This is a genomic window from Noviherbaspirillum sp. ST9, assembly GCF_048799745.1.
Taxonomy (GTDB): Bacteria; Pseudomonadota; Gammaproteobacteria; order Burkholderiales; family Burkholderiaceae_D; genus Noviherbaspirillum.
On sequence record NZ_JBLWFR010000002.1, the window covers coordinates 394,257 to 415,427 of the forward strand.

The 21,171-nt window shown below is 62.8% G+C and carries 22 protein-coding genes; 3 read left to right on the forward strand and 19 right to left on the reverse strand.

The window, feature by feature from the left end; translation table 11 throughout:
• Complete coding sequence (gene treY / locus ACNOHI_RS05105; protein ID WP_420473566.1) at nucleotides 1-2,799, forward strand: malto-oligosyltrehalose synthase; 2,799 nt, start codon at nucleotides 1-3, stop codon at nucleotides 2,797-2,799.
• Between the two features lie 4 nt (nucleotides 2,800-2,803).
• On the opposite strand, the gene ACNOHI_RS05110 is transcribed toward treY, so the two are convergent.
• A complete protein-coding gene (locus ACNOHI_RS05110) occupies nucleotides 2,804-3,268 on the reverse strand; it encodes a hypothetical protein (protein WP_420473567.1) in 465 nt (154 codons plus the stop codon).
• Between the two features lie 103 nt (nucleotides 3,269-3,371).
• Here ACNOHI_RS05110 and ACNOHI_RS05115 point away from each other — a divergent pair, with 103 nt between their 5' ends.
• On the forward strand, nucleotides 3,372-3,704 hold the full coding sequence (locus ACNOHI_RS05115; RefSeq protein ID WP_420473568.1) for a hypothetical protein: 333 nt from the start codon (nucleotides 3,372-3,374) through the stop codon (nucleotides 3,702-3,704).
• 12 nt (nucleotides 3,705-3,716) lie between these two features.
• Here ACNOHI_RS05115 and ACNOHI_RS05120 read toward each other — a convergent pair whose 3' ends face one another.
• From ACNOHI_RS05120 to ACNOHI_RS05135, 4 genes are all read right to left on the reverse strand, one after another.
• Nucleotides 3,717-4,379: a DsbA family protein gene (locus tag ACNOHI_RS05120; protein ID WP_420473569.1), complete on the reverse strand. Its 663-nt coding sequence runs from the start codon at nucleotides 4,377-4,379 to the stop codon at nucleotides 3,717-3,719.
• Entirely contained in the window at nucleotides 4,376-4,792 is a 417-nt protein-coding gene (locus ACNOHI_RS05125) for a disulfide bond formation protein B (protein ID WP_420473570.1), read from the reverse strand. The genes ACNOHI_RS05120 and ACNOHI_RS05125 overlap by 4 nt, the downstream gene beginning before the upstream one ends.
• A 238-nt stretch (nucleotides 4,793-5,030) precedes the next feature.
• Nucleotides 5,031-7,337, reverse strand: coding sequence for an EAL domain-containing protein (locus ACNOHI_RS05130; protein ID WP_420473571.1), 2,307 nt, complete (start codon nucleotides 7,335-7,337; stop codon nucleotides 5,031-5,033).
• Nucleotides 7,330-7,746, reverse strand: a complete 417-nt coding sequence (locus ACNOHI_RS05135) for a response regulator (RefSeq protein WP_420473572.1) — start codon at nucleotides 7,744-7,746, stop codon at nucleotides 7,330-7,332. Before ACNOHI_RS05135 ends, ACNOHI_RS05130 begins: the two co-directional genes overlap by 8 nt.
• 540 nt (nucleotides 7,747-8,286) lie before the next feature.
• On the opposite strand from ACNOHI_RS05135, the gene ACNOHI_RS05140 reads away from it, so the two are divergent.
• Nucleotides 8,287-8,646 (forward strand): hypothetical protein, encoded by a 360-nt coding sequence (locus ACNOHI_RS05140; protein ID WP_420473573.1) that lies wholly within the window; start codon nucleotides 8,287-8,289, stop codon nucleotides 8,644-8,646.
• Here ACNOHI_RS05140 and ACNOHI_RS05145 read toward each other — a convergent pair whose 3' ends face one another.
• The 14 genes from ACNOHI_RS05145 to ACNOHI_RS05210 all read right to left on the reverse strand — a co-directional run bounded on the left by ACNOHI_RS05145 (nucleotide 8,647) and on the right by ACNOHI_RS05210 (nucleotide 20,997).
• Nucleotides 8,647-9,456 (reverse strand): substrate-binding domain-containing protein, encoded by an 810-nt coding sequence (locus ACNOHI_RS05145; protein ID WP_420473574.1) that lies wholly within the window; start codon nucleotides 9,454-9,456, stop codon nucleotides 8,647-8,649. It abuts the gene before it with no gap.
• Between the two features lie 20 nt (nucleotides 9,457-9,476).
• Entirely contained in the window at nucleotides 9,477-10,154 is a 678-nt protein-coding gene (locus tag ACNOHI_RS05150) for an energy-coupling factor ABC transporter ATP-binding protein (RefSeq protein ID WP_420473575.1), read from the reverse strand.
• Nucleotides 10,151-10,852 carry an ABC transporter permease gene (locus ACNOHI_RS05155; protein ID WP_420473576.1) on the reverse strand — a complete coding sequence of 234 codons (702 nt, stop codon included), beginning with the start codon at nucleotides 10,850-10,852 and terminating at the stop codon, nucleotides 10,151-10,153. The genes ACNOHI_RS05150 and ACNOHI_RS05155 overlap by 4 nt, the downstream gene beginning before the upstream one ends.
• Before the next feature lie 3 nt (nucleotides 10,853-10,855).
• Nucleotides 10,856-11,698, reverse strand: coding sequence for a formate dehydrogenase accessory sulfurtransferase FdhD (locus ACNOHI_RS05160; protein WP_420473577.1), 843 nt, complete (start codon nucleotides 11,696-11,698; stop codon nucleotides 10,856-10,858).
• Between the two features lie 27 nt (nucleotides 11,699-11,725).
• Nucleotides 11,726-12,073 carry a hypothetical protein gene (locus ACNOHI_RS05165; RefSeq protein ID WP_420473578.1) on the reverse strand — a complete coding sequence of 116 codons (348 nt, stop codon included), beginning with the start codon at nucleotides 12,071-12,073 and terminating at the stop codon, nucleotides 11,726-11,728.
• Nucleotides 12,074-12,083: 10 nt separating this feature from the next.
• Nucleotides 12,084-13,193: a formate dehydrogenase subunit gamma gene (locus tag ACNOHI_RS05170; RefSeq protein ID WP_420473820.1), complete on the reverse strand. Its 1,110-nt coding sequence runs from the start codon at nucleotides 13,191-13,193 to the stop codon at nucleotides 12,084-12,086.
• Between the two features lie 30 nt (nucleotides 13,194-13,223).
• Complete coding sequence (locus tag ACNOHI_RS05175; RefSeq protein ID WP_420473579.1) at nucleotides 13,224-13,451, reverse strand: hypothetical protein; 228 nt, start codon at nucleotides 13,449-13,451, stop codon at nucleotides 13,224-13,226.
• Entirely contained in the window at nucleotides 13,448-14,074 is a 627-nt protein-coding gene (fdh3B, locus tag ACNOHI_RS05180) for a formate dehydrogenase FDH3 subunit beta (RefSeq protein WP_420473580.1), read from the reverse strand. The genes ACNOHI_RS05175 and fdh3B overlap by 4 nt, the downstream gene beginning before the upstream one ends.
• Before the next feature lie 12 nt (nucleotides 14,075-14,086).
• On the reverse strand, nucleotides 14,087-17,047 hold the full coding sequence (locus ACNOHI_RS05185; RefSeq protein ID WP_420473581.1) for a formate dehydrogenase subunit alpha: 2,961 nt from the start codon (nucleotides 17,045-17,047) through the stop codon (nucleotides 14,087-14,089).
• 18 nt (nucleotides 17,048-17,065) lie between these two features.
• Nucleotides 17,066-17,260, reverse strand: coding sequence for a hypothetical protein (locus ACNOHI_RS05190; protein WP_420473582.1), 195 nt, complete (start codon nucleotides 17,258-17,260; stop codon nucleotides 17,066-17,068).
• 104 nt (nucleotides 17,261-17,364) lie between these two features.
• A complete protein-coding gene (locus tag ACNOHI_RS05195) occupies nucleotides 17,365-17,985 on the reverse strand; it encodes a TorD/DmsD family molecular chaperone (RefSeq protein ID WP_420473583.1) in 621 nt (206 codons plus the stop codon).
• A gap of 13 nt (nucleotides 17,986-17,998) precedes the next feature.
• Entirely contained in the window at nucleotides 17,999-20,092 is a 2,094-nt protein-coding gene (locus ACNOHI_RS05200) for a 4Fe-4S binding protein (RefSeq protein ID WP_420473584.1), read from the reverse strand.
• Nucleotides 20,067-20,522 carry a DUF3306 domain-containing protein gene (locus tag ACNOHI_RS05205; RefSeq protein ID WP_420473585.1) on the reverse strand — a complete coding sequence of 152 codons (456 nt, stop codon included), beginning with the start codon at nucleotides 20,520-20,522 and terminating at the stop codon, nucleotides 20,067-20,069. Before ACNOHI_RS05205 ends, ACNOHI_RS05200 begins: the two co-directional genes overlap by 26 nt.
• The gene (locus ACNOHI_RS05210; RefSeq protein WP_420473586.1) at nucleotides 20,512-20,997 is read right to left on the reverse strand and encodes a DUF3305 domain-containing protein; all 486 of its coding nucleotides are present in this window, start codon (nucleotides 20,995-20,997) and stop codon (nucleotides 20,512-20,514) included. Before ACNOHI_RS05210 ends, ACNOHI_RS05205 begins: the two co-directional genes overlap by 11 nt.
• Nucleotides 20,998-21,171: the final 174 nt, after the last annotated feature.

The following is a 21,171-nucleotide window of genomic DNA, read 5'->3' on the forward strand; positions in this document are numbered from 1 at the left end:
ATGTCCATTCCGCGCGCCACCGCCAGAGTGCAGTTGCATAAGGATTTCAATTTTGACCAGGCCGCCGAGGTGGTGCCGTACTACGCCTCGCTCGGCATCAGCCATATTTACTCCTCGCCGATCCTGACCGCCCGCAGCGGTTCAACGCACGGTTACGACATTGTCGATCCGACACGCATCAACCCGGAGCTGGGCGGGGAGGAAGGGCTGCGGCGCTTTGTGGCCAAAATCCGCGAAGCCGGCATGGGACTGATCCTGGACATCGTCCCTAACCACATGGGCGTCGGCCCGGAAAACCCCTGGTGGCAGCATGTGCTCGAATGGGGCGAGGGCAGTCCGTACGCGCGCTGGTTCGACATCGACTGGAACCCTGCCGACGAAACGCTGCGCGGCAAGGTGATGGCGCCGTTCCTCGGCAAGCCCTACGGCGACGCCCTTCACGACGGGGAGATCGCGCTGCAGTACGACGAGACGCGCGGCAAGTTCTTCGTCGCCTACTATGCGCACCGGTTCCCGGTCGCGCCGTCGGATTACAGCGGCATCCTGCGCCAGGCCGCTTCGGACCGGCTGACGGCGGCCATCGCCACGTTCGAGGAGCGGGGAGCGGGGGAAGCTGTCCTCACGCAGCATTTTGCGGACCTCGGATTCAGCCTGCTGCGGGAGGCCGGGATGCGCGCGGACGGGCGCGCGGACATCGAGAACGCGCTCGCCGCCTACTCCCCGGCGACCGGCCAGGGCAGGGATGCGCTGCATGGCTTGCTGGAGCGCCAGCACTACCGCCTGGCCTGGTGGCGCTGCGCCGCGGACGGCATCAACTGGCGGCGCTTTTTCGAGGTCACTGACCTCGCCGGCGTGCGGGTCGAACAGGACGATGTGTTCGAGGCGACCCATGCGATGATCTTCCGCCTGTACACGGAGGGCCTGATCGACGGCGTCCGGATCGACCATGTGGATGGCCTGGCCGACCCCGGCGCCTATTGCCGCAAGTTGCGGCGCCGCCTGCAGGCCCTGTCCTCCCAGCGCCCGCCCGAACTGTTACCGGCGCCGGCCTGGATTGTCGTGGAAAAAATCCTTGCGCACGGCGAGCACCTGCGGCAGAACTGGGAAATCGATGGCACCAGTGGCTACGATTTCATGGATCGCGTGGGCGCGCTGCTGCATGATCCGGCAGGCGATGCACCGCTGGCCGCGATGTGGAACGCGCTGACCGGGCATGACCTGGACTTCCAGGCGGAGGTCCGGCAGGCGCGCCGCCAGCTGCTCACCAACAATCTCGCCGGAGAATTCGAGGCGGCGGCCCGCGCCCTGCATGCGGTCGCCCGTACCGACCTGCGCACGCGCGACTTTTCCCTCGGTGCCATCCGGCGGGTCTTTGCCGAGCTGCTGGTGCATTTCCCGGTCTACCGCACCTATGCCGACGCCAACGGCCGTGACGAGCTCGATGAGGCCGTGATCGAGTCCGCGCTGGAGCAGGCACGGCAGAGCGTCGACCGCACCGAAACGCCGCTGCTGGACCTGGTGGCGCACTGGCTGGGCGGCGATGCCCCGCGTGACGCGTCCAACCCGCGCGTGCGCGGCCTGCACCAGCGGGCGATTACCCGATTCCAGCAGCTGACACCGCCACTGGCCGCGAAGTCGGTCGAGGACACCGCGTTCTACCGCTATGGCCGGCTGCTGTCCCGCAACGAAGTGGGTTCCGATCCGTCCCAGTTTGCCTGCGGTGTGCGCGAATTCCATGCCGCGAACCGGGAACGCGCATCCCGCTTTCCTAGCTCGATGCTTGCCACCGCCACGCACGATCACAAGCGCGGCGAGGACGTGCGGGCGCGGATCGCGGCCATCAGCGAGATCGCCGCGACATGGAATACCACCGTGCGGCGCTGGATGGAGCTCAATGCGGACAAACGCAGCGAAGTGGCGGGCGATGGCGGCCAGCCGGCAATCGCACCGCAGCCGGCCGACGAGCTGATGCTCTACCAGATGCTGGTCGGTGCCTGGCCGATCGGCCTGCAACCGGGCGATCGCGAAGGCGTGCGCGCTTTTGCGGAACGCCTCGATCAATGGCAGACCAAGGCACTGCGCGAAGCGAAGCAGGTCAGCGATTGGGTGATTCCGAATGAAGAATATGAAAGCGCGTGCCGGCGTTTCCTGTTCGCCATCGTCGAGGTGACGACGGAGAACCGGTTCCTGGCCGAACTTGCCGCCTGCGTCGACACGCTCACCGCGCCGGGCGTCGTCAACGGCCTCGCGCAGACCGTGCTGCGCATGACCGCGCCGGGCGTGCCGGACCTTTACCAGGGTACCGAGTTCTGGGATTTCAGCCTGGTCGACCCGGACAACCGGCGGCCAGTGGACTATGGCAGCCGCATCCAGGCAGTCCAGGAGGCAGCGCCCGCGGCGGACATCAACGCCTGGCGGGATGGCCGTCTGAAACAGCAGATCATCCTGCGCACCCTGCAATTGCGCACGCGGGAGCCCGAGCTGTTCCTGAAAGGCGATTACCTGCCGCTTGAACTGGAAGGCGCGCTGGCGGGACACGCCATTGCCTTCGCACGCCGGCTTGGCCAGCGGTCGGTGATCGTGCTGAGCACGCTTCTCCCGGTCCGCATCCTTGCGCAGGATGGGACGCCAGTGGTGCCGCCGGTACGCTGGCAGGACACGGCGCTCTTGTGCCCCTGGGCGCCCGATTCAACCTGGAACGAGGTCTATTCGGGCAGCAGGGTCAGGATCGAGGCCGGAAAGCTGATGCTGGCGGAGGCGCTTGCCCAGCTTCCGGTGGCCGTCCTGGTCGAGGGTTAAGGGGTTACTTGACCGTGGTCTGCGGTTCGATGCCGGCGACCGGGGCGCCGTCTTTTTCACCGGAACGATCGAACACGAGCGTCTTGCCGAATACAAGCTGCAGCCAGGTCGGGTAGGTGTAGGCGGTGCCCTTGGTGTGGTCGATGATGGCGCCGATGCCACCGCCGATCAGGATATTGCCTGCCAGGCCGGCATTGGCGCGGGAGACCGCCCGAGCGGTCGCGTCGGGATTCGACGGATGCTTGCAGGTGATGTCGAGGTCCTTCGACGAGCGATGGACGGACACGACCTCGCCCGACTTGCCGGTGAAAGCGCCGAAATCGTTGGTCAGGGTGCAGTCCGCACCGGTAATCATCTGGCCGGATTCGGAACGCGTTTCTACCTTGATGGGTTGCGCCGAGTCATTGACGATGGTGGCGCAACCGGTGGACAGGACCGTCACGGCGGCCAGCAGTACTGCTTTTTTCACACTATTCTCCAGAAACATGAGGTGCCGAGGCGGGCGGGGCGGATGCACCGCGCGGCCAGCCATTGGTCTCCCTCGATTCCGGCAGCGCTTGTTGCCTGCAAGCATGCTGATCATAGCGACGGCGGCAGGTCGTGCCACGTACTTCGTGTCGACGCGCAGGATTCTGTCTTTTCTTCGCGACAGAAATGAAAGCCTGTCTATTCAATTTGAAATAATTCGTTTTCAAATCAATATGTTGAAGAGGAAACGGAAAGAGATGCGCGAAGAAAATCCCCGGCGGCCGGATCGCTGGCGGCCGAGGACTGAAAAGCAGAGATCAAGGGGTTGCGGTGCAAACCTGATGTACTTTCGCAGAATTGCGGGATGGAAGATGGCGGCGGACTTGTTTTCTTTTAATATCAATGCCTTGCCGCCGTCATTTCATGCTGAAGATTAAGTGCGGCGCAGGTTACTTTGTGACTGCATTTGCCAGCGCATCGTCAACCAGCTTCTTCAACTGGTCATAGCCAAAGCTTGGCAGCGGCTTGCCGTTGACAAAGTATTCCGGCGTCTTGGTCACGTTCAGCGTCTGCGCATCGGCCAGGTCCTGCTGGATGATCCTGGTCACTTCGGGCGACTGCATATCGGTGTTCGCGCGTTGCATGTCCAGTCCGAGGCCGAGGCTGTCGAGCACCTTCCAGGCTACCTCCGGTTGTGCCGCATGGTTCTTTACCCAATACGGCTGTGCATCCAGCAAGCCCTCCAGGGCCGGCCAGAACTTGCCCTGTTTGCGCGCGGCCTCGATCATGGCGACGACCACATCCGAGCCGTTATGGAACGGTGCGTAGCGAACGGTCAGCTTGATTTTGCCGGGATGGGCGGCCATCAGGTCCTTCACCATCGGATAGAAATCCCGGCAGGTTTCGCAGGCCGGATCCAGGAATTCGACGATATGGACAGGCGCGTCGGCATTGCCGGTGGTTTGGGAATGGAAGCGCACCAGCGCCTCGCTATTGCGTGCGGCAGTCTGCGCCGCCTGCTCCGCCTGACGGCCCTTGAAGAGGAAAGCGCCGGCGGCGAACGCAGCGATCAACAGGACCGCGGCACCGATAAAGAGTTGTTTCTGTTTCATTTGTTGGACTTGAGGGTGGCAAAAAGTAAAGCGTTGATGACGGTAAAAGCGGCGAGCGAAAGGAGCGGGATGGTCACGAAACCGAACCATTCCACCTGGACCAGACCGCAAGGGACGCCCTTCGTGCAGGGCGTCGCGCTTTCCGGAATGATCCCCGCCGTCAGCAGCACGTGCCAGGCGGCGATGAGCCAGCCTCCAATGGCGAGAGGGAGTCCGTAGCGCGTGACTCGCGGGTCGAACGGGAAGAGGCCGACTGCCAGGACGAAGACCAGCGGGAACATGAAGATGCGCTGGTACCAGCACAGCACGCAGGGCGCGAAGCCCATGACTTCGCCGAGGAAGAGCGCGCCGAGGGTGGACATTGCCGCCACCAGCCAGGCACCAAAAACGAGGGTCCATGCTGACTGTTTCATACGGCGCCCCCGGTGGGAATGAACAATGGAAGGTCGAATTGATATGGCACGAAGTTTCCCGGAATGAAGACAAGACGGGACTATAGCAATAGTCGTGCCCTGATGCCCACTTGGCGGAAAGATCCGGCGGGCAGGGCGGCAGGAAGCTATTTCTGCAGGAATGGACGCACGGTGCGAAAGCGCGTTTCTCAAAAATGGGGAATAGCGGAACGAGATTGCGGCAACGTCATGCCATCGATCAGGGCGTTTTTACTTTTGCCGCCTTGCCATTGTCCGCATGTGCCTGCTGGCCGGTTCGGCGCAGATATTCCACCTTGGCTTCGTACCGTCTGAAGGCGTCACGCAGGTCGCCGCGGAGGGACTCGATGCTGGAGGACTTGCTCAGCACCTTGTACACGTTGCCCGCGTTGACCGCTTCGGCGACGGTTTCAAAATCGGCATGGCGGGTCAGGATCGTCCGGACAGTCATCGGATACATTTCCCGGACACGCCGCAAGAACTCGGTTCCCGGCATTCCATGCATTTGGAGATCGGAGACGACGACGCCGACCCCGTGCTCCCACATCATGACCAGGGCCTCCTCGCCGCTTCCCGCTGTCAGGATCTTCCAGCCTTCGGAACGGAACGCAAGGCTGAGCTTTTTCAGAACGACGGCTTCATCGTCGACGATCAGCAGTGTCGACGCGGCGGCGTCGACCGGGTCGTCAGAGGCCAGCCCGCGCCCCTGGCGGAGCATTTCCGTCAATTCGTCCGCGGGCAAAGGTTTGCTGAACAGGAAGCCTTGCATCTCCTGGCACACCTGCTTGCGCAAGTAGCCCAGTTGCGCCGGGGTCTCCACGCCCTCGGCGATCGTAGCCAGGCCAAGGTTGTGCGCCATGGAGAGGATGCTGCGGACAAGTGCGGCACTGCTGCTGTGTTCCATGATGTCACGAACGAAGGACTGATCGATCTTGATCCGGTCGACAGGATAACGACGCAGGTAACTCAACGAAGAATATCCGGTACCGAAATCATCGAGCGACAGGCTGACGCCGAGCTTCTTCAGGTCGTGCATGACCTGGATCGTCTGCTCGGCGTTCTCGAGAATCAGGCTTTCGGTCAGCTCCAGTTCAAGAGCCTCCGGCGCCAGGCCGGCGTCGCCAAGCGCTTGCGCGACGGATGTGACCAGATCGGCGAGACGGAACTGCTGGGCCGACAGGTTGACCGCCATGCGAATCGCGGGGAGGCCCAGTTCCTGCCATTCCCTGGCCTGCGCACAGGCCGTCCGCAAGACCCACGTGCCGACGCGCGACATCAACCCGCATTCTTCAAGGAGGGGGATGAACTGATTCGGGGGAATCAGCCCGCGCAGCGGATGACGCCAGCGAAGGAGCGCTTCGACGCCGACGACCATGCCGCTTTTCATGTTCAACTGCGGCTGATAATGCAGTTCGAATTCACCGCGCTCAAGGGCGCGGTGGAGTTCGGCCTCCATCTCCACATGTCGTTCAAGGTCACGGTCAAGGTCTGGACTGTAAAGGCGGAAGCCGCCTTCGGCGCCAACCTGGTTGGCCGCGGCGCGCGCGCGGCGCAGCAGGGTCGTGACATCCTGATCGTGCAGCCAATGTGTCACTCCGCCAACGGCAAGGTGGAGGAATACCTCCTTCCCGTCCAGATGCACAGGTTGCTCGACCGCCCTTACCATTGTGCGAGCAAGCGATTCGACATCCGCACTGTCCCGTGCACCAAGCGTCACCAATGCAAATTCTTCATGCCCCAACTGCGCCAGCAGGCCGTCCGCTCCCCGCAAATCCTCCAGGCGTAACGCAATGGTCCGCATCACGTCATTGGTAGCGGCAGGGCCGATGATCTGCGCCACCCGGTCCAGCCGCATCAGCCGCATCGCGAACATGGTCAGGAATGCACCACGCTGCTCCGCGCGCGCAGCCAGCGCCGGCAGGCGCTCTTCCAGCAAGCTGCGGTTCGGCATGCCGGTCTGTGCGTCATAGGACGCCATGTAATACAGCTTCGATTCGGCTGCCAGCCGATGCTGCTCGCTCAGCTGGTGATCAAGGGAGAAGCAGATATCTTCGGTCACTTCGTGCAGCAGGGCGGTCACCGCCGCATCGAAACAGCCGGGGTCGGTCGCGAAGACGGTCAGGACGGCCACGACACGTCCGTGTTCATACAAGGGCAGGCCAGCCATGGCATGAATCCCGTGCCGAACCAATTCAAGGGGAAACAGCGCTGCGGTCCGCGTTTCCGGCTTGTCGAGGATGCGCATCTCGCCGGCGGTCCGGACCGTATCGGGAAATCCGCCGGGACGGGCCAGCACGCGGTCAACGGAACCGATCTCGCCGGTATGGCATAGAACCTGGAGCGTCCTGGAATGCGGCGCGACAAGACCGACCCAGGCCGCGGAAAACAATCCGGACTCGACGGCAATCTGGCATGCCGCGCGAAACAGGTCGTCCGGCGATTCGGCACGGACGATTGCCCGGTTGATGCGGCTCAGCATCGAAAGGATGCAGTTTGATTTCTTGAGGCTGATACGCTGCCTACCCATGATTGGCTGAATCTTCTTCAGGGGACCGGTCAGTGCCGAGCAGGCGCGACATGCGCAAGGAAAGCTCCCAGCGATCGACGGGCTTGCGAATGAATTCGTCGGCGCCCGACGCAAGCAGGCGGCGGCGCGTGGCCACATCGTCCAGTGCCGACACGATCAGGACAGGAATGGCCGCGGTGGCGGAGGCATTCTTGAGCGCCTGTGTGACTTCGAAGCCATCCATGCCAGGCATCATCAGATCGAGCAGAATCAGGTCAGGCTGAGCGGACGTGGCGAGTGCCAGGGCCTCTGCGCCGGAACTGGCGGACAGCGTCCGGTATCCATCTGTTCTGAGCAGAACGTCGAGCAATCGGACGTTGCGTTCCTCGTCATCCACGATGAGGATTGTGGGGTACCCGGTATTCTCCATCGACGCACATCTCCTCGTAAAAAGGAGTTTTGTTGCTCGTGTAAAGAGCCTACGTCGTCATTCCTCCGAGCGGTATCCCATGATCATAGGAGGAGGCAGTCGCGCGTCGATGTGTTACTTGCCAATCTTTCCAGTTTGGTTGCTTCCTTTGCAGCTTTTGTGACCTATCGTCACGTCTGCTGCGACTGCGGCTTGCCCGGTGCGCCATCAATGGAGTAATTTTGCTTTGCCGGCCGTCTAACGCGTCAGGTGTCATGCACACCGACCTGTGGTCTGGCCTTTATGTGTCGCGGAGTTCTTATGGATGCAAGCTTGTTGCTACTCGCCATGATTGTTGTTGTGCTGATTCTTGTTGGCGCAATCATGCTGAAGAAAGATCCTGAGGAATAGACGAGCTGCCCCAGTACGCTTCCGACCATCGCCCTTGAGAAACGTCATCCTCCAGAACCGCGCGCCGCTCAAGCCGGTCAAACCAGATAACCGCGGCAACAGCGGAATTGCTCCGCCGGTACAAGACCGCTCTTTCCCGAGGAGACGCTCATGAGGGCCAAGACTACCGTATTGCTCGCCGGACTAGCGCTTTCCATGCTGTCCGCCTGCCAGAAAGCGCCGGAACCGAAAACCTCCGGCGCAGACCCGACATCAGGTTCGTCGCCGGCGGTTTCGCCGGCGCCGCCTGGTGGTTCCGTTGCACTTCCGGCGGACAAGATGCCGCCGTCGGATGCCGCTGTTCCGCCGGTGTCCGCGTCAGCGGAAGGCAAGGGCACGAGCGGGAGCGCGAACACGCCGACGCAGGCCAATCCCGCCCCGCTGGAGAAGCAGCAGGAACAAAAGACCATGCCGCATTCCGGCCAGGTGAACAACCATTCGGTGCCGGAGACGACAGGCACCGGAAAGTAGTCAACGCTGCGCGGCGCTGGGGAAGAACAGTTGCTGTCCCTCCACGCGGAAGGCGGCGATCCGTTTTTGCCCGGCATCGGAGGTGATCCAGCGGATCAGATGCATTGCGCCATCGAAATTGACGCCCTTGTGGCGCGCGTTGTTGACGGCGATGATGCCGTAGGGATTGAACATCGCCGGATCGCCTTCGAGCGCAATCGACAGCCCGGTCCTGGCCTTGTAGGCAACATAGGTGGCGCGATCGGTCAGCGTGTATGCCTTCATCTCCGCCGCCATGTTCAGCACTTCCCCCATACCGAGGCCGGCAGAGAGGTAGGCGTCCCCCTCCGGCTTGACGCCGGCCTTTTTCCAGTAAGCCTGCTCCATCTGGTCGGTGCCTGAATTGTCGCCGCGCGAGATGAAGCGGGATTTCGCCTGGACGATCTTGCGGAACGCGTCGAGCACATCCTTCGTGCCCTTGACGCCGGCCGGGTCGGACGCCGGGCCGACGATGATGAAGTCGTTGTACATGACATCCCGGCGCTCGACGCCATACCCTTGCGCGACGAACTGGTCTTCCGCCGTCCGCGCATGGACCAGCGTGACATCGACGTCGCCGTTCTTGGCCAGTTCGAGCGCCTTGCCGGTGCCGACCGAGATGACCTGCACCTTCAGTCCCGATTGCGCCTCGAACGGAGGAAGCAGGAAATTCAGCAGACCGGAATTTTCCGTGCTGGTGGTGGTGGAAAGCTTGAGGATGTGCTGCGCCATACCTTCTGGCGCGAGCCACAGCAAGGAGAGGGACAGCACGGCCCGCAGGAACGTTTTCATTCGTCGTTGACGCCCTTTCGTTAAATGACCTTTCGCAGCCGGTTCTGGCGCGCCTGCAAGCGGCCGTCGCGCAGTTTCAACCGTTCCACGTTGGGCAGGGAAATCAGGTCGCGGTCGTGGCAGGCCATGACCACGGTGCTTCCGTCCGCGACAAGGGACGGAATGAGCGCGATCACCTGCTCGCGGGCCGCGCCATCGAGGTTCGACGTTGGCTCGTCCAGCAGCAGGAGCCGGGGCTGGAGCACGTGCGCGCGGGCGAGGGCGATGCGCTGCTTTTCGCCGCCGGACAGCGTCGCCGGTTTGCTCTTGCGCAGATGTTCCACGCCCGCCCATTGCATGGCTGCCTCGACCCGCCGCGCGATTTCACCGGCTTCAAGCCCCCGCGTTTTCAAGCCGAAAGCAATGTTCTCCGCCACCGAGGTGGAGAACATGACCGGGTGCTGGTGCACGTAGACGACGGCGTCGCGCAGGGACTTCGGATAGGGGGAGAACGTTATCGGGGCATCAAGAAAACGGACCGCGTCCACCTCGGCCGGCTCCAGTCCGGCGAGAATGCGCAGCAGGGTGCTTTTGCCTGTGCCGTTCAGTCCGGTCAAGGTGTAGGCCGCGCCCTGGCGCAGCACCAGACGGTCGATGTCGAACAGCAGCCGCTCGCCAAACCGCTTTTTCAGGCCGGTCACATCGAGCATTGCGTTCATGCATGGCTCCCGGCCGCCTGCGTATCGCCTTGCGCGAGCACGAGGGCGGCATTGATCAGCAAGGCAATCGCGACGAGCACGATGCCCAACGCGATGCCCTGCGCGAACTCGCCCTTGCTGGTCTGCAGCGCGATGGCGGTGGTCATGGTGCGCGTCTGCCCGGCGATATTTCCGCCGATCATGATGGCGCAGCCGACTTCCGAGATAACGCGGCCGAAGCCGCTGATCACGGCGGCCATGATGCCGAAGCGGACTTCATGCAGCACGGTGAACATGGTTTCCCAGCGCGATGCCCCCAGCGTCACCGCGGTTTCCGCGATACGGGGATCGGCGGCCTGCGTCGCCGCAAGCGAGAAGGCGGTCAGCAGCGGCAAGGCGATCAGCACTTGCCCGGCAATGATCCCGCTTTGCGAAAACAGCCACTGCAGCTCTCCCAGCGGGCCCTGCCGGGACAGCATCAGGTAAAGCAGCAGGCCGACCAGCACGGTCGGCAGCGACAGCGTGGCCTGCACCAGCCAGATGACGACGCGGCGCCCGCGAAAGGAATGGGTGGCGAGCCCGTAGCCGGCAAGCACCGCGAGCGGGGTTGCGATGAGGAGGGCGGCAAGCGTGGTTTTCAGCGACACCCAGATCACCCGCCACAGCTCGGCGTCGCCGGAGAACAGGAGCGAGAAGGCGGCGTGAACGGCGTCAATCATCGCTTAGGCGACTCGCAGGACGTCGGCGAGGTGGGTTTCCATGATCAGTCTTTCCTTGCCCGTCAGCGCGAGGAAATGCTTGCCGGTGCAGCGCGCCAGCAAGGTCATGCCGAGGCGCTCGGCGACCATGTGGCCCATCTGCGTGGTGCCGGAGCGCGACAAGAGGAAGGGAATGCCCATCTGCGCGCCCTTGATCACCATCTCGGACGTCAGCCGGCCGGTGGTGTAGAACACCTTGTCGTCGCCGGTCAAACCGTCCAGCCACATCAGGCCGGCGATCGAGTCGACGGCGTTGTGGCGGCCCACGTCTTCGATGAAGTACAGCAATTCGCCATCGCCGGTGAACAGCGCGCAGCCGTGCACCGAGCCCGCCTGCTTGTAGATGGACTGGTAGGTGCGAACCGTGTCGACGACGCGGTACAGCACCGACTGCCGAAGCCGCGCCTCGGGCGGCAGAACAATGCGGTCAACTTCGTCCATCAGGCCACCGAACACGGAACCCTGTCCGCAGCCGGTGGTGACGACCTTGCGCGCCGTCCGTTCCTCGATGCCGGCGATGCCGGATACCGTCTTCACGGCGACCGCGTCCACGTCCCAGTCGACCGTGATCGAGTCGACCTCGTCGATCGAAGCGACCAGCCGCTGGTTGCGCAGGTAGCCGAGGGTCAAGGCTTCCGGCGCCGCGCCCAGCGTCATCAGCGTGACCAGTTCCCGCTTGTCGACATAGACGGTGAGAGGGCGTTCCGCCGGGATCGAGATCACGGACAGGCGCCCGCGCTCATCCATCACCTCCACCTCTCGGGTCAGGGGAGCGCTGGCGTTGGTCATGGTCGGGCGGCGAGGCATGGCGGGCTTTCGGCTCGTTGGACAGGTTTACTTCTTTGCCGGTGCGGCAGCCTGCGGCACCGGCGCCGGGGCCGTCGCGGGTGCGCTTGCTGCCGGAGCGGCCGGAGCAGCTGCGGCAGGCACGTAAGGGCCGGGGTCGGCACAGGCAGGCGTTTCCACGGTCTGCTTCGGCGCGCCTTCCTTGGTCTTGTGGTACTGCTTGGCGACACGATCCTGCGCCAGGCAGAGCTTGTAGGCGGCGACCTTTTCCGTCCATGCGGTCTTGTCCTTTGCGGCAGCAGCGGTCGCGGCGGCCTCCGGCGATTGCGGCGGCAGCTTGGCGATCGCATTGCCCATGACAAGGGACAGGGCGGTCATTACGAGTGCGATGCGCATCTTGCTCTCCTCATGCCTTGAATGGCGACGGTGCGCCGCCATGATTTTGCTGCGAACGGACACGCGGAACCTCGCCGCGCTGCACCTGCTCGTACCACAGGTCATGATGTTCCTTGGCCCAGGTGTCATCGACATAGCCGTGCCGCATCGCGTCGTACGCGCCTTCCATGCCCAGCGTACCGAGGTAGATATGCCCGACCGCTCCCGCCGCCATCAACGTGGTGCCTAACAGGTGGATGATGTGGGCGATCTGCATGTTGCCGCGCGTGTAGGCGATGCCAGGTACCAGCATGTCGAGTACGAAACCGCTCGCGCTGATGATGAGTCCGAGCAGGACCAGTCCGCCCCAGAACCAGATCTTCTCGCCGGCGTTGAAGCGTCCGGAGCTCGGTTCCGTCGCGCCCTTGCCGCCGAACAGGCCGCCGAAACGCATTAGCCAGCCGACGTCCTGCCTTGCCGGGACGTTGTCGCGGACATACATGACGAAGAACACGATGATCGATACGGTAAACAGCGGCCCGACGAAGTTATGCACATTCTTCAATGCGTACGTCAGATAGCCGAACAGCGTATGTCCGATCAGCGGCAGCAGCAGGTAGCGCCCGAACAGCATGATGAGGCCGGAAACGGCGAGGGCGACGAAGCTGATTGCCACCGTCCAGTGCACCATGCGCTCCGCCGGCGTGAAGCGTTCAATCCGGCGTCCTGTCGGCGCTTCTTTGTTCCGGATCTTGCCAAAGATAAAGTACAAAAGGGTCACGATCGCCAGCGCAGCGAGAATGACGCCGGCGCCGATCGCCGTCAGCGGGCCGTTGCGGTACTGACGCCATGCTTCACCGGCCGTGGTCGCACGGTCCTGACCCAGGAAGCGGGTTGCCGGTTGGATCAACACACCGGCTTCCGGCGCGGGCAGACTGGAATAATGCTGCTCTCCGCTGACGACCGCGCGCCATACCGGCGCGTTGTTGCCGGGCTGGTCACGCGTGCGTTCGGCCTGGTTCTGCTTGAGGATGTCCTGGGACTCCACGTTCGGCAAGGCGGCCGGCGGCGCGGTCTGTGCACTTGCTGCGGACGCAACCAGCATCGCGGTGAAGGCCAGGGCGGCAATTCTTCGGTTCATCACGTTGTCCCTCCTGGGGCGGACGGCGACTCAATTCGTCTTCACATACTCGTTCTGGAGCTGGCCTCGGGAGCGGATCTGGTTTTCCCAGCTTCCCCGGTTGCCTGGATTCCATCCCTTTACGACATGCGGGTTGTTCGCCCCTTGCCAGGCAGCGGCATCGCCGCGATTGGTATTACCGGATGTCTTGGCCTGGTTGGGTTCACCGCAGGCGACGAGCAGCGCGGCAGATGCCAGCAACACGGTTGACCGCTTCATGATTTCTTCCCGTTCGGTGTCGTTGCCTGATTGGGTGCCTTGCCATAGGCGGTGCCCCATCCCCACACTTCGCTGCCCTTGCCGCGGTGGATCACCCGCGTGCGGAAGATTTCCGCAACCACATCGCCGTCGCCACCGAGCAGTGCCTTGGTCGAGCACATTTCCGCGCAGGCCGGCAGCTTGCCTTCGGACAGGCGGTTGCGGCCGTATTTCTCGAATTCCGCCTTCGACCCGTTTTCTTCCGGGCCGCCGGCACAGAAGGTGCACTTGTCCATCTTTCCGCGCAGGCCGAAAGTGCCGCTCGACGGAAACTGCGGCGCGCCGAACGGGCAGGCATAAGAGCAGTAGCCGCAGCCGATGCAGGCATCCTTGTTGTGCAGCACCACACCCTCGTCAGTGCGGTAGAAGCAGTCGACCGGACAGACCGCCATGCAAGGCGCGTCGGAACAATGCATGCAAGCCACCGAGATCGTCTTTTCCTGTCCGACGACGCCATCGTTGATGGTCACCACACGCCGCCGGTTGACACCCCACGGCACCTCGTTCTCGTTCTTGCACGCTGTCGCGCAGCTGTTGCACTCGATGCAGCGCTCAGAGTCGCAAATGAATTTCATCCTGGCCATGTCGTCGCTCCGTCAGGCAGTGAAACGTTCGATATTGCAGATCGTGGTCTTTGTTTCCTGCATCATGGTGACCGAGTCGTATCCGTAGGTCGTCGCGGTATTGACCGCCTCGCCGCGCACCACCGGCGCCGCGCCTTCCGGGTAGAAGGCGAGCAGATCCTTGCCCTGCCACCAGCCCGAGAAGTGGAAGGGCATGAATGCCGTATCCGGGCCCACGCGCGGCGTGACCAGCGCCTTGACCTTCAACCGCGCACCGGTTGGGGTGGAAACCACCACGTACTCACCATTGCGGATGCCGCGCTGGGCTGCCGCCTGCGGGTTGATCTCGACAAAGGAATCCTGCTGCAGTTCGGCCAGCCACGGGTTGGAGCGCGTCTCCTCGCCGCCGCCTTCATACTCGACCAGCCGTCCCGACGTCAGGATGATCGGGAATTTCTCGTACAGCTTGGCTTCCACGTTCTTTTGCTGCACCGACTTGTACAGCGTGGGCAGTCGCCAGAAGGCCATCTTGTCGTCATGTGTTGGATACTTCGCAACCAGATCCGGCTTGGTGCTGTACAGCGGTTCGCGATGCAGCGGTACCGGATCGGGGAAGTTCCAGACAAGGGCACGCGCCTTGGCATTGCCAAACGGATGCACGCCGTGCACCTTCAGGCAGACACGCTGGATGCCGCCGGACAGGTCCGTCTTCCAGTTCTTGCCCTCGGCCGCCTTCTTTTCTTCCTCGTTGAGGTCATCCCACCATCCGAGCTTCTTCAGCAGGACGTGATCGAATTCGGGATAGCCGGTCGTGATGTCCGAGCCGACCGAATGCACGCCGTCTTCCGCGAGCAGGTTGACGCCGTCGCGCTCGACGCCGAAGTTGGCGCGGAAGCAGCCGCCGCCGTCCATCACGTGCTTGGTGGTGTCGTACAGGTTGGCCGAACCGGGATGCTTGAGTTCCGGCGTGCCATAGCATGGCCATGGCAGGCCGAAATAATCGCCGGTCAGGTCATAACCGGTCACCGGATCCTTGCCGCCCTTGCACTTCAGGGTTTTCACGTCGAACAGGTGCATGTTGCGCATGTGCGCCTTCAGTCGTTCGGGCGACTGGCCCGTGTAGCCGATGGTCCATGTGCCGCGATTGATCTCCCGCAGCATCGATTCCGGCTCCGGCTCCATCATGCCGCCCTTGCCGGGCACCAGCTTCAGCTTGGCGACAAGTTCCTTGCCGAAGCCGAGCTTTTCAGCGAGCTGGTACATGATCATCTGGTCGGTACGTGACTCGAACAGCGGTTCGATCACCTTTTCGCGCCATTGCAGCGAGCGGTTGGAGGCCGTGACCGATCCCGCCGTTTCGAACTGCGTCGCCGCCGGCAGCAGGTACACGGCGCGGTTGGGATTGAGCTGCTGGCCGTCGACGGTCATCGCCGCCATCGCCGCGGTCGCCGACGGGTAGGGATCGATCACGACCAGCAGGTCCAGCTTGTCGAGCGCCTTCTTCATGTCCAGGCCGCGCGTCTGGGAATTCGGCGCGTGGCCCCAGAACACCAGTCCGCGCACGTTCTGGTCCTGGTCGATCAATTCATTCTTTTCCAGTACGGCATCAACCCAGCGCGAGACCGTCGTTCCCGACTTCTCCATCATCGCCTGCGACACGTACTGTTTCTTGATCCACTCATAGTCCACGCCCCACACCGCCGCCCAGTGCTTCCATGCGCCGGTCGACAGGCCGTAGTAGCCGGGCAGGGAGTCGGGGTTCGGACCGACGTCGGTCGCGCCCTGTACGTTGTCGTGGCCGCGGAAGATGTTGGTGCCGCCGCCGGAGATGCCGACGTTACCGAGCGCAAGCTGCAGGATGCAGGAGGCGCGGACCATGGCATTGCCGATCGTGTGCTGGGTCTGTCCCATGCACCAGACCACGGTGGACGGCCGGTTCTTCGCCATCGTTTCTGCAGCCTGGCGTACCTCCGCTTCCGGCACGCCGCAGGCTTCCTGGACCTTGTCCGGCGTCCACTTCATGACTTCCTCGCGGACCTTGTCCATGCCGTAGACGCGGTCGTTGATGTACTTCTTGTCTTCCCAGCCGTTCTGGAAGATGTGGTACAGCATGCCGTAGAGGTAGGGGATGTCGGAACCGGAGCGGATGCGGACGTACTGGTCGGACTTTGCCGCCGTGCGGGTGTAGCGGGGATCGACGACAATCACCTTCGTACCGTTCTCCTTCGCATGCAGCATGTGGAGCATCGACACCGGGTGCGCCTCGGCGGCGTTGGAGCCGATATACATGATCGCCTTGGCGTTCTGCATATCGTTGTAGCTGTTGGTCATTGCGCCGTAGCCCCAGGTATTGGCGACGCCGGCAACCGTCGTGGAGTGGCAGATGCGCGCCTGGTGGTCGGTGTTGTTCGTGCCAAAGAAGGAGACGAACTTGCGCAGCAGCGCCGACTGCTCGTTGTTGTGCTTGGACGAGCCAATGAAGAACATGGCATCCGGTCCGCTCGCTTTCCGGATATCGAGCATGCGGGCCGAGATTTCATTGAGCGCCTGGTCCCAGTTGATGCGCTGGTATTTCCCGTTGACCAGTTTCATCGGGTATTTGAGCCGGTACTCGCCATGACCGTGTTCCCGCAAGGCCGCGCCCTTGGCGCAGTGCGCGCCGAGGTTGATCGGCGAATCGAAAACAGGCTCCTGGCGTGTCCACACGCCGTTCTCCACGATCGCGTCAACCGCGCAGCCGACCGAGCAATGGGTGCAGACGGTGCGCCTGACCTCGACCTTGCCGCCTGCAGCCGGTTTCTCGTCGGCTGCACCGGCTTTCTCGATCAGGTTGAGCTGCGAGATGGCGACGCCACCGGCGATACCGATGCCCGAGCGCTTGAGAAAGGTGCGTCTGTCCATGGTCGGCAAGGCGCGAGAGAGGCTTTCGGCAAGGCTGGCGCTAAAACGATTGGGCGAGCGCTGCCCCGGCTGCCCTTTGCGAGTCAACAGCATGTTCATCTCCCAGGCCGGTTAGATGGCGGTGGTGCGGTAATACTTCTTGATGTGGTCCGTCAGGCGATAACCGTCGCCTTGCGGCTCACTGGCGGGCTCCAGTGCCGCCGGCACAGGAGTTTTGGAAGCAATTTTGGCGGCAACGCCTGCTGCCGCCGCACCGCCCAGCACGGCGAAAAACGTTCTCCGGGCGATCTTGGTCTGTTGGGACATGGTTGTCTCCTTGGTGGTATACACCGGCGAAGTACTCTGCGTTACTTCTGCATCAAATCAAGTTAGCACAAAAATGGTGCAAGCGATTGATTGCCCACAAGCGATCACGCCATATCGAACGCCTGCGTTTCGACTTCAAAAAACTCCTTTGCCAGCCGCGCCACGTCGGCATAAAAAACGGCCTGCGGATGATGCATGATGGCGTCGCACATTTCGCCTGCCCACGGCTGCAGATGCGTGCTGAAGAACTGCTTCTGCGTGGCGAGGCCATTGTGCACTGCGTCGTCGGACTCGATCAGGTAGCGCATCACCTCGCACAACGCCGCAATGTGGTCTTCACTCTCGGGCATGCTTTCGCTGCGCTGCAATGACAACGCACCGAGGTCATCGCGCAGCGCGGCGAGCGGTTTTTCCATCAGAAAGCCGGACAGGTAATACGACGCATACAACATGATTTCCGGTTTGCCGACACCGATGAAGAGCGACTCGTACTCGTCGCGAATCTTCTGGGCGTCAGCTTCCTCGCATGCCTCGGCGAGGTCGTTCCAAGCCTGCTGGAGGACGCCGTCCCCAGCGGAGGGCGCGTGCGCGATGGCGTCAAGCAGATCCTGCGCGGGCGGTCCGTAAAACAGACCGGCCAGCAATCGATACAGATCCGCGCGCGCGGCCTCTTCACCGCGGTCGGGGGCTTCGAACTTGAGCGTATGGGTGCTGGCAAGGGTCATTGGCGCTTCCGTATCACCGTTTCACGTCGAGGATGCTTACTTCCTGCTTGTTCTCCATCATGTCCACCACGCGGCAATCACTGCACATCTTGATGCGGTCCAGGTTGCCCGCGAAGGCGCCGTGGCCCGCGAGCCGGGTGAGCATGTTTTCCACCATCTGCAGGGTGCCGAACGGCGAACCGCACCGAATGCAATGGAAAGGTTCGGCTTCATTCAGCACCACCCGCTCCCTGGCGCGTCCGTCGAGCAGGAGGCGCGGGGTCAGGGATATCGCATTTTCCGGGCAGGTCTTCTCGCACAGGCCGCACTGCACGCAGTTGGCTTCGATGAAGCGCAGCTGGGGCTTGGCGGGGTTGTCGATCAGCGCCGATTCCGGGCAGGCGCCGACGCAAGACATGCACAGGGTGCAAGCCGATGTGTTGACGGCGACAGCGCCGAACGGCGCCCCGGCCGGCAGCGCGATTTCCGTTGCGGGAATGGGCGCATGTGCGGCAAGGTGTTCGACAGCGAAACGCAGGGTCGTCCGCTTTTCCGCATCGATGTGGAAAGTGGCCGGTGCGGCCGGAACCGTGGCGGGCTGCGCACGCTGCAGTTCCGTATCCAGTTCCAGCGCGGTCGATGCGCGCAGCAACTCGATGTGGGTTCCCCGATAGCCCAGTGCGGCGAGAATGGTTTGCGCGATGCCTGCCTGCTGTTCCAGCGCTTCCACATACTGCGGCGCTTCCTCGCCCGTCAGGAGGATGAGGACATTCGTCGCGCCGTAGGCAATCGCGCTGAGCCACACATCGATTCCCGCCGAGGCGACGTGGTGCATGGCAACAGGAATGACCCTTGCAGGTACACCGTGCGCGCTGCGCGTACCAGCCAGCCTGCCGGCAGCGTCGATCAATGCCGCGCCGCGTTCTTCGCTGTGCAACAGCAATGCCGGCTGGAGACCGCCTGCCTTCGCATAGGTATTCAACAATGTCCGCAGCTTTCGGCCAAGGTCGGAAGCGCGCGGATAGGCATAGGTCATCGCGCCGGACGGACAGACCGTGGTGCAAGCGCCGCAACCGGCACAGAGGTGTGGATTGACGGTAACGTGGTCGCCATTGGAACTGATTGCGCCGGCGGAGCAGATATCGATGCAGGTGCTGCAGCCGGTCTTCTTGTTGCGGCCGTGGGCGCACAGCTTCTCTTTATAGGCGAAGAACCTGGGCTTGCTGAATTCGCCGACCAGTTGCGTCAGCTGCAGCGCAAGTTCTGACTGCCGGGCCGGATCGGCTCCGGGCGCCAAGTATCCCTGTGGCGCTTGGTGCAGGCGGATGAGCGGCTGGTCGGACAGGTCGAAGACGAGATCGAACTCCTTTTCGCGGCCGGTGGCACTGCGCATAAAGTCGATTGCGCCGATGGCATCGCAGGCTTTCACGCAGGCACGGTGACCGGTACAGGCCGCCAGGTTGATCTGGTAGTCCAGGCCGATCGCATCTTCCGGGCAAGCGTTGACGCAGGCATTGCAGCGCGTGCACAACTCGAGGTCGATCGGATTGGCCTGTTCCCAACGCACCTGGAAGGCGCCGAGCCATCCTTCGATCCGCACGCGGCTTCCGGAGTAGACCGGATAGCGGCGTTCGAGCAACACCTCGTTTCCACTGACGGAAGTGAGCAGGATGCTGACGTCGAGTTGCGCCGCCAGCCGATCGGCCCATGGCATGACCCGCGACGACGGTCCGACCAGCAGCACACTGCCGGCGGACACGTAATCGACCGACGGCACCGGCTCCGGGTCCGGCAGGGCTGCAGCGGCGAGCAGGGCGGCCATTTTAGGGATCGCCTGTCTTGCTTCCTTCCCCCAGCCTCCGGTTTCCCGGATATTGACGAATCGAATCGGCGCGGCGGTCTCGCGCTGTTCGGCCAGTTCCGAAAACAGTGCGCGCTCCTGGGTGCAGGCCACCACGACCTGGTCGTTGCCGTCGATGGCATCGAGATAGGCGCCGACCTCCCTGCGGCATAGCTGGGACGCAACAGGGAGTGCGGATGTGCCGATGGCGCTGCCAATTGCTGCGCCGGTCGCCGCATCGAGCGGCATGGTGCGATTGCAGTTACAGACCTTGTACCGTGTTGCCATCAGGGGGCGCATCCTCTCTGGGTGGGTTATCCGTTACCGTCACGCCGTCCTCGCGGGCGGCCTCCTTCGACGCTTCGTCAGGAGGCGCCAGCAGGGCAAGCGGGTCGAGCAGCGACCGGGCGTGGTCGAGCGCGGCCAGGACCGCTGCGGGAATGGGCGTGAAGTTGTGGTAATCCTCTATATAGACATCCAGGCCGTCCATCACGTTGAAGTGCGGATCGGCAAACAGCTTTTTCATCGCGGAGCGTCGGACGGTTTCGTCCACGCCGGGCGCCACGAATCGCGAAAAATCGGCCTCGGGTGTGAGCAGGGCGACGTCGTCCAGTGTTGGCGGCGGGAGCGGCTCGTCCGGCACCAGCGCTGCCTGCCTTTCGGCGGCGGCATCCGCGTTGCGTTTCGACCAGCGGTCAAAAAAGCTTTCAGCGTCCATGCGCGCCTCCTTCCGCCCGTGCCATCTCCTCCACGGCAGCGCCGCCTTCGAAGGAGGGTTTGCGGCGCTTCTTCTTCGGCTCGGGACGGTAATGCTCCTCGACGAAGGCTGCCAGGCGTTCAATCACAGCCGGGGAGGCGGGCAGGGTATCGACCTGTTCACCGCCATCCATCAGGCGTGCAGCCTCGTTATATGAGAGCGTGACCTGCCGCGGCACGGCGAGTTCCTGGCCGTCGCGCGATTCCATCCTCCACATGACGAACCAGCAGGGGGCGGGCGACGAGATGTTCAGAAAATAGCCCTCCGCCTCGTCCGTGTACAGGCTGATGTCGAAGCCACCGAACAGCCAGAGGCATTCGCTGTCGCTGCTGCGCAGGCAACGGCTATCCTCGGCCGCCAAAACAGGATCGGCCGTGATTTCAATCGGCTTCCATTGGAAGGGCTGCCATCGGTTGGCAATCGGTGTGCGGTGCATCAAAACCGCCACCGAAAGGAATATTGTCTCCATCTGCTCCGCCAGCGCTTCCTGCGCTTGTCTAATTTATGGGAACATGTTGTCTCATAGTGCGACAAAAATCCGGAATGTAAAGTTTTTCTTTGCATCCATTTGATCCATGCCAGACGGAATGCGCCGGATCGTTGCTCGAAG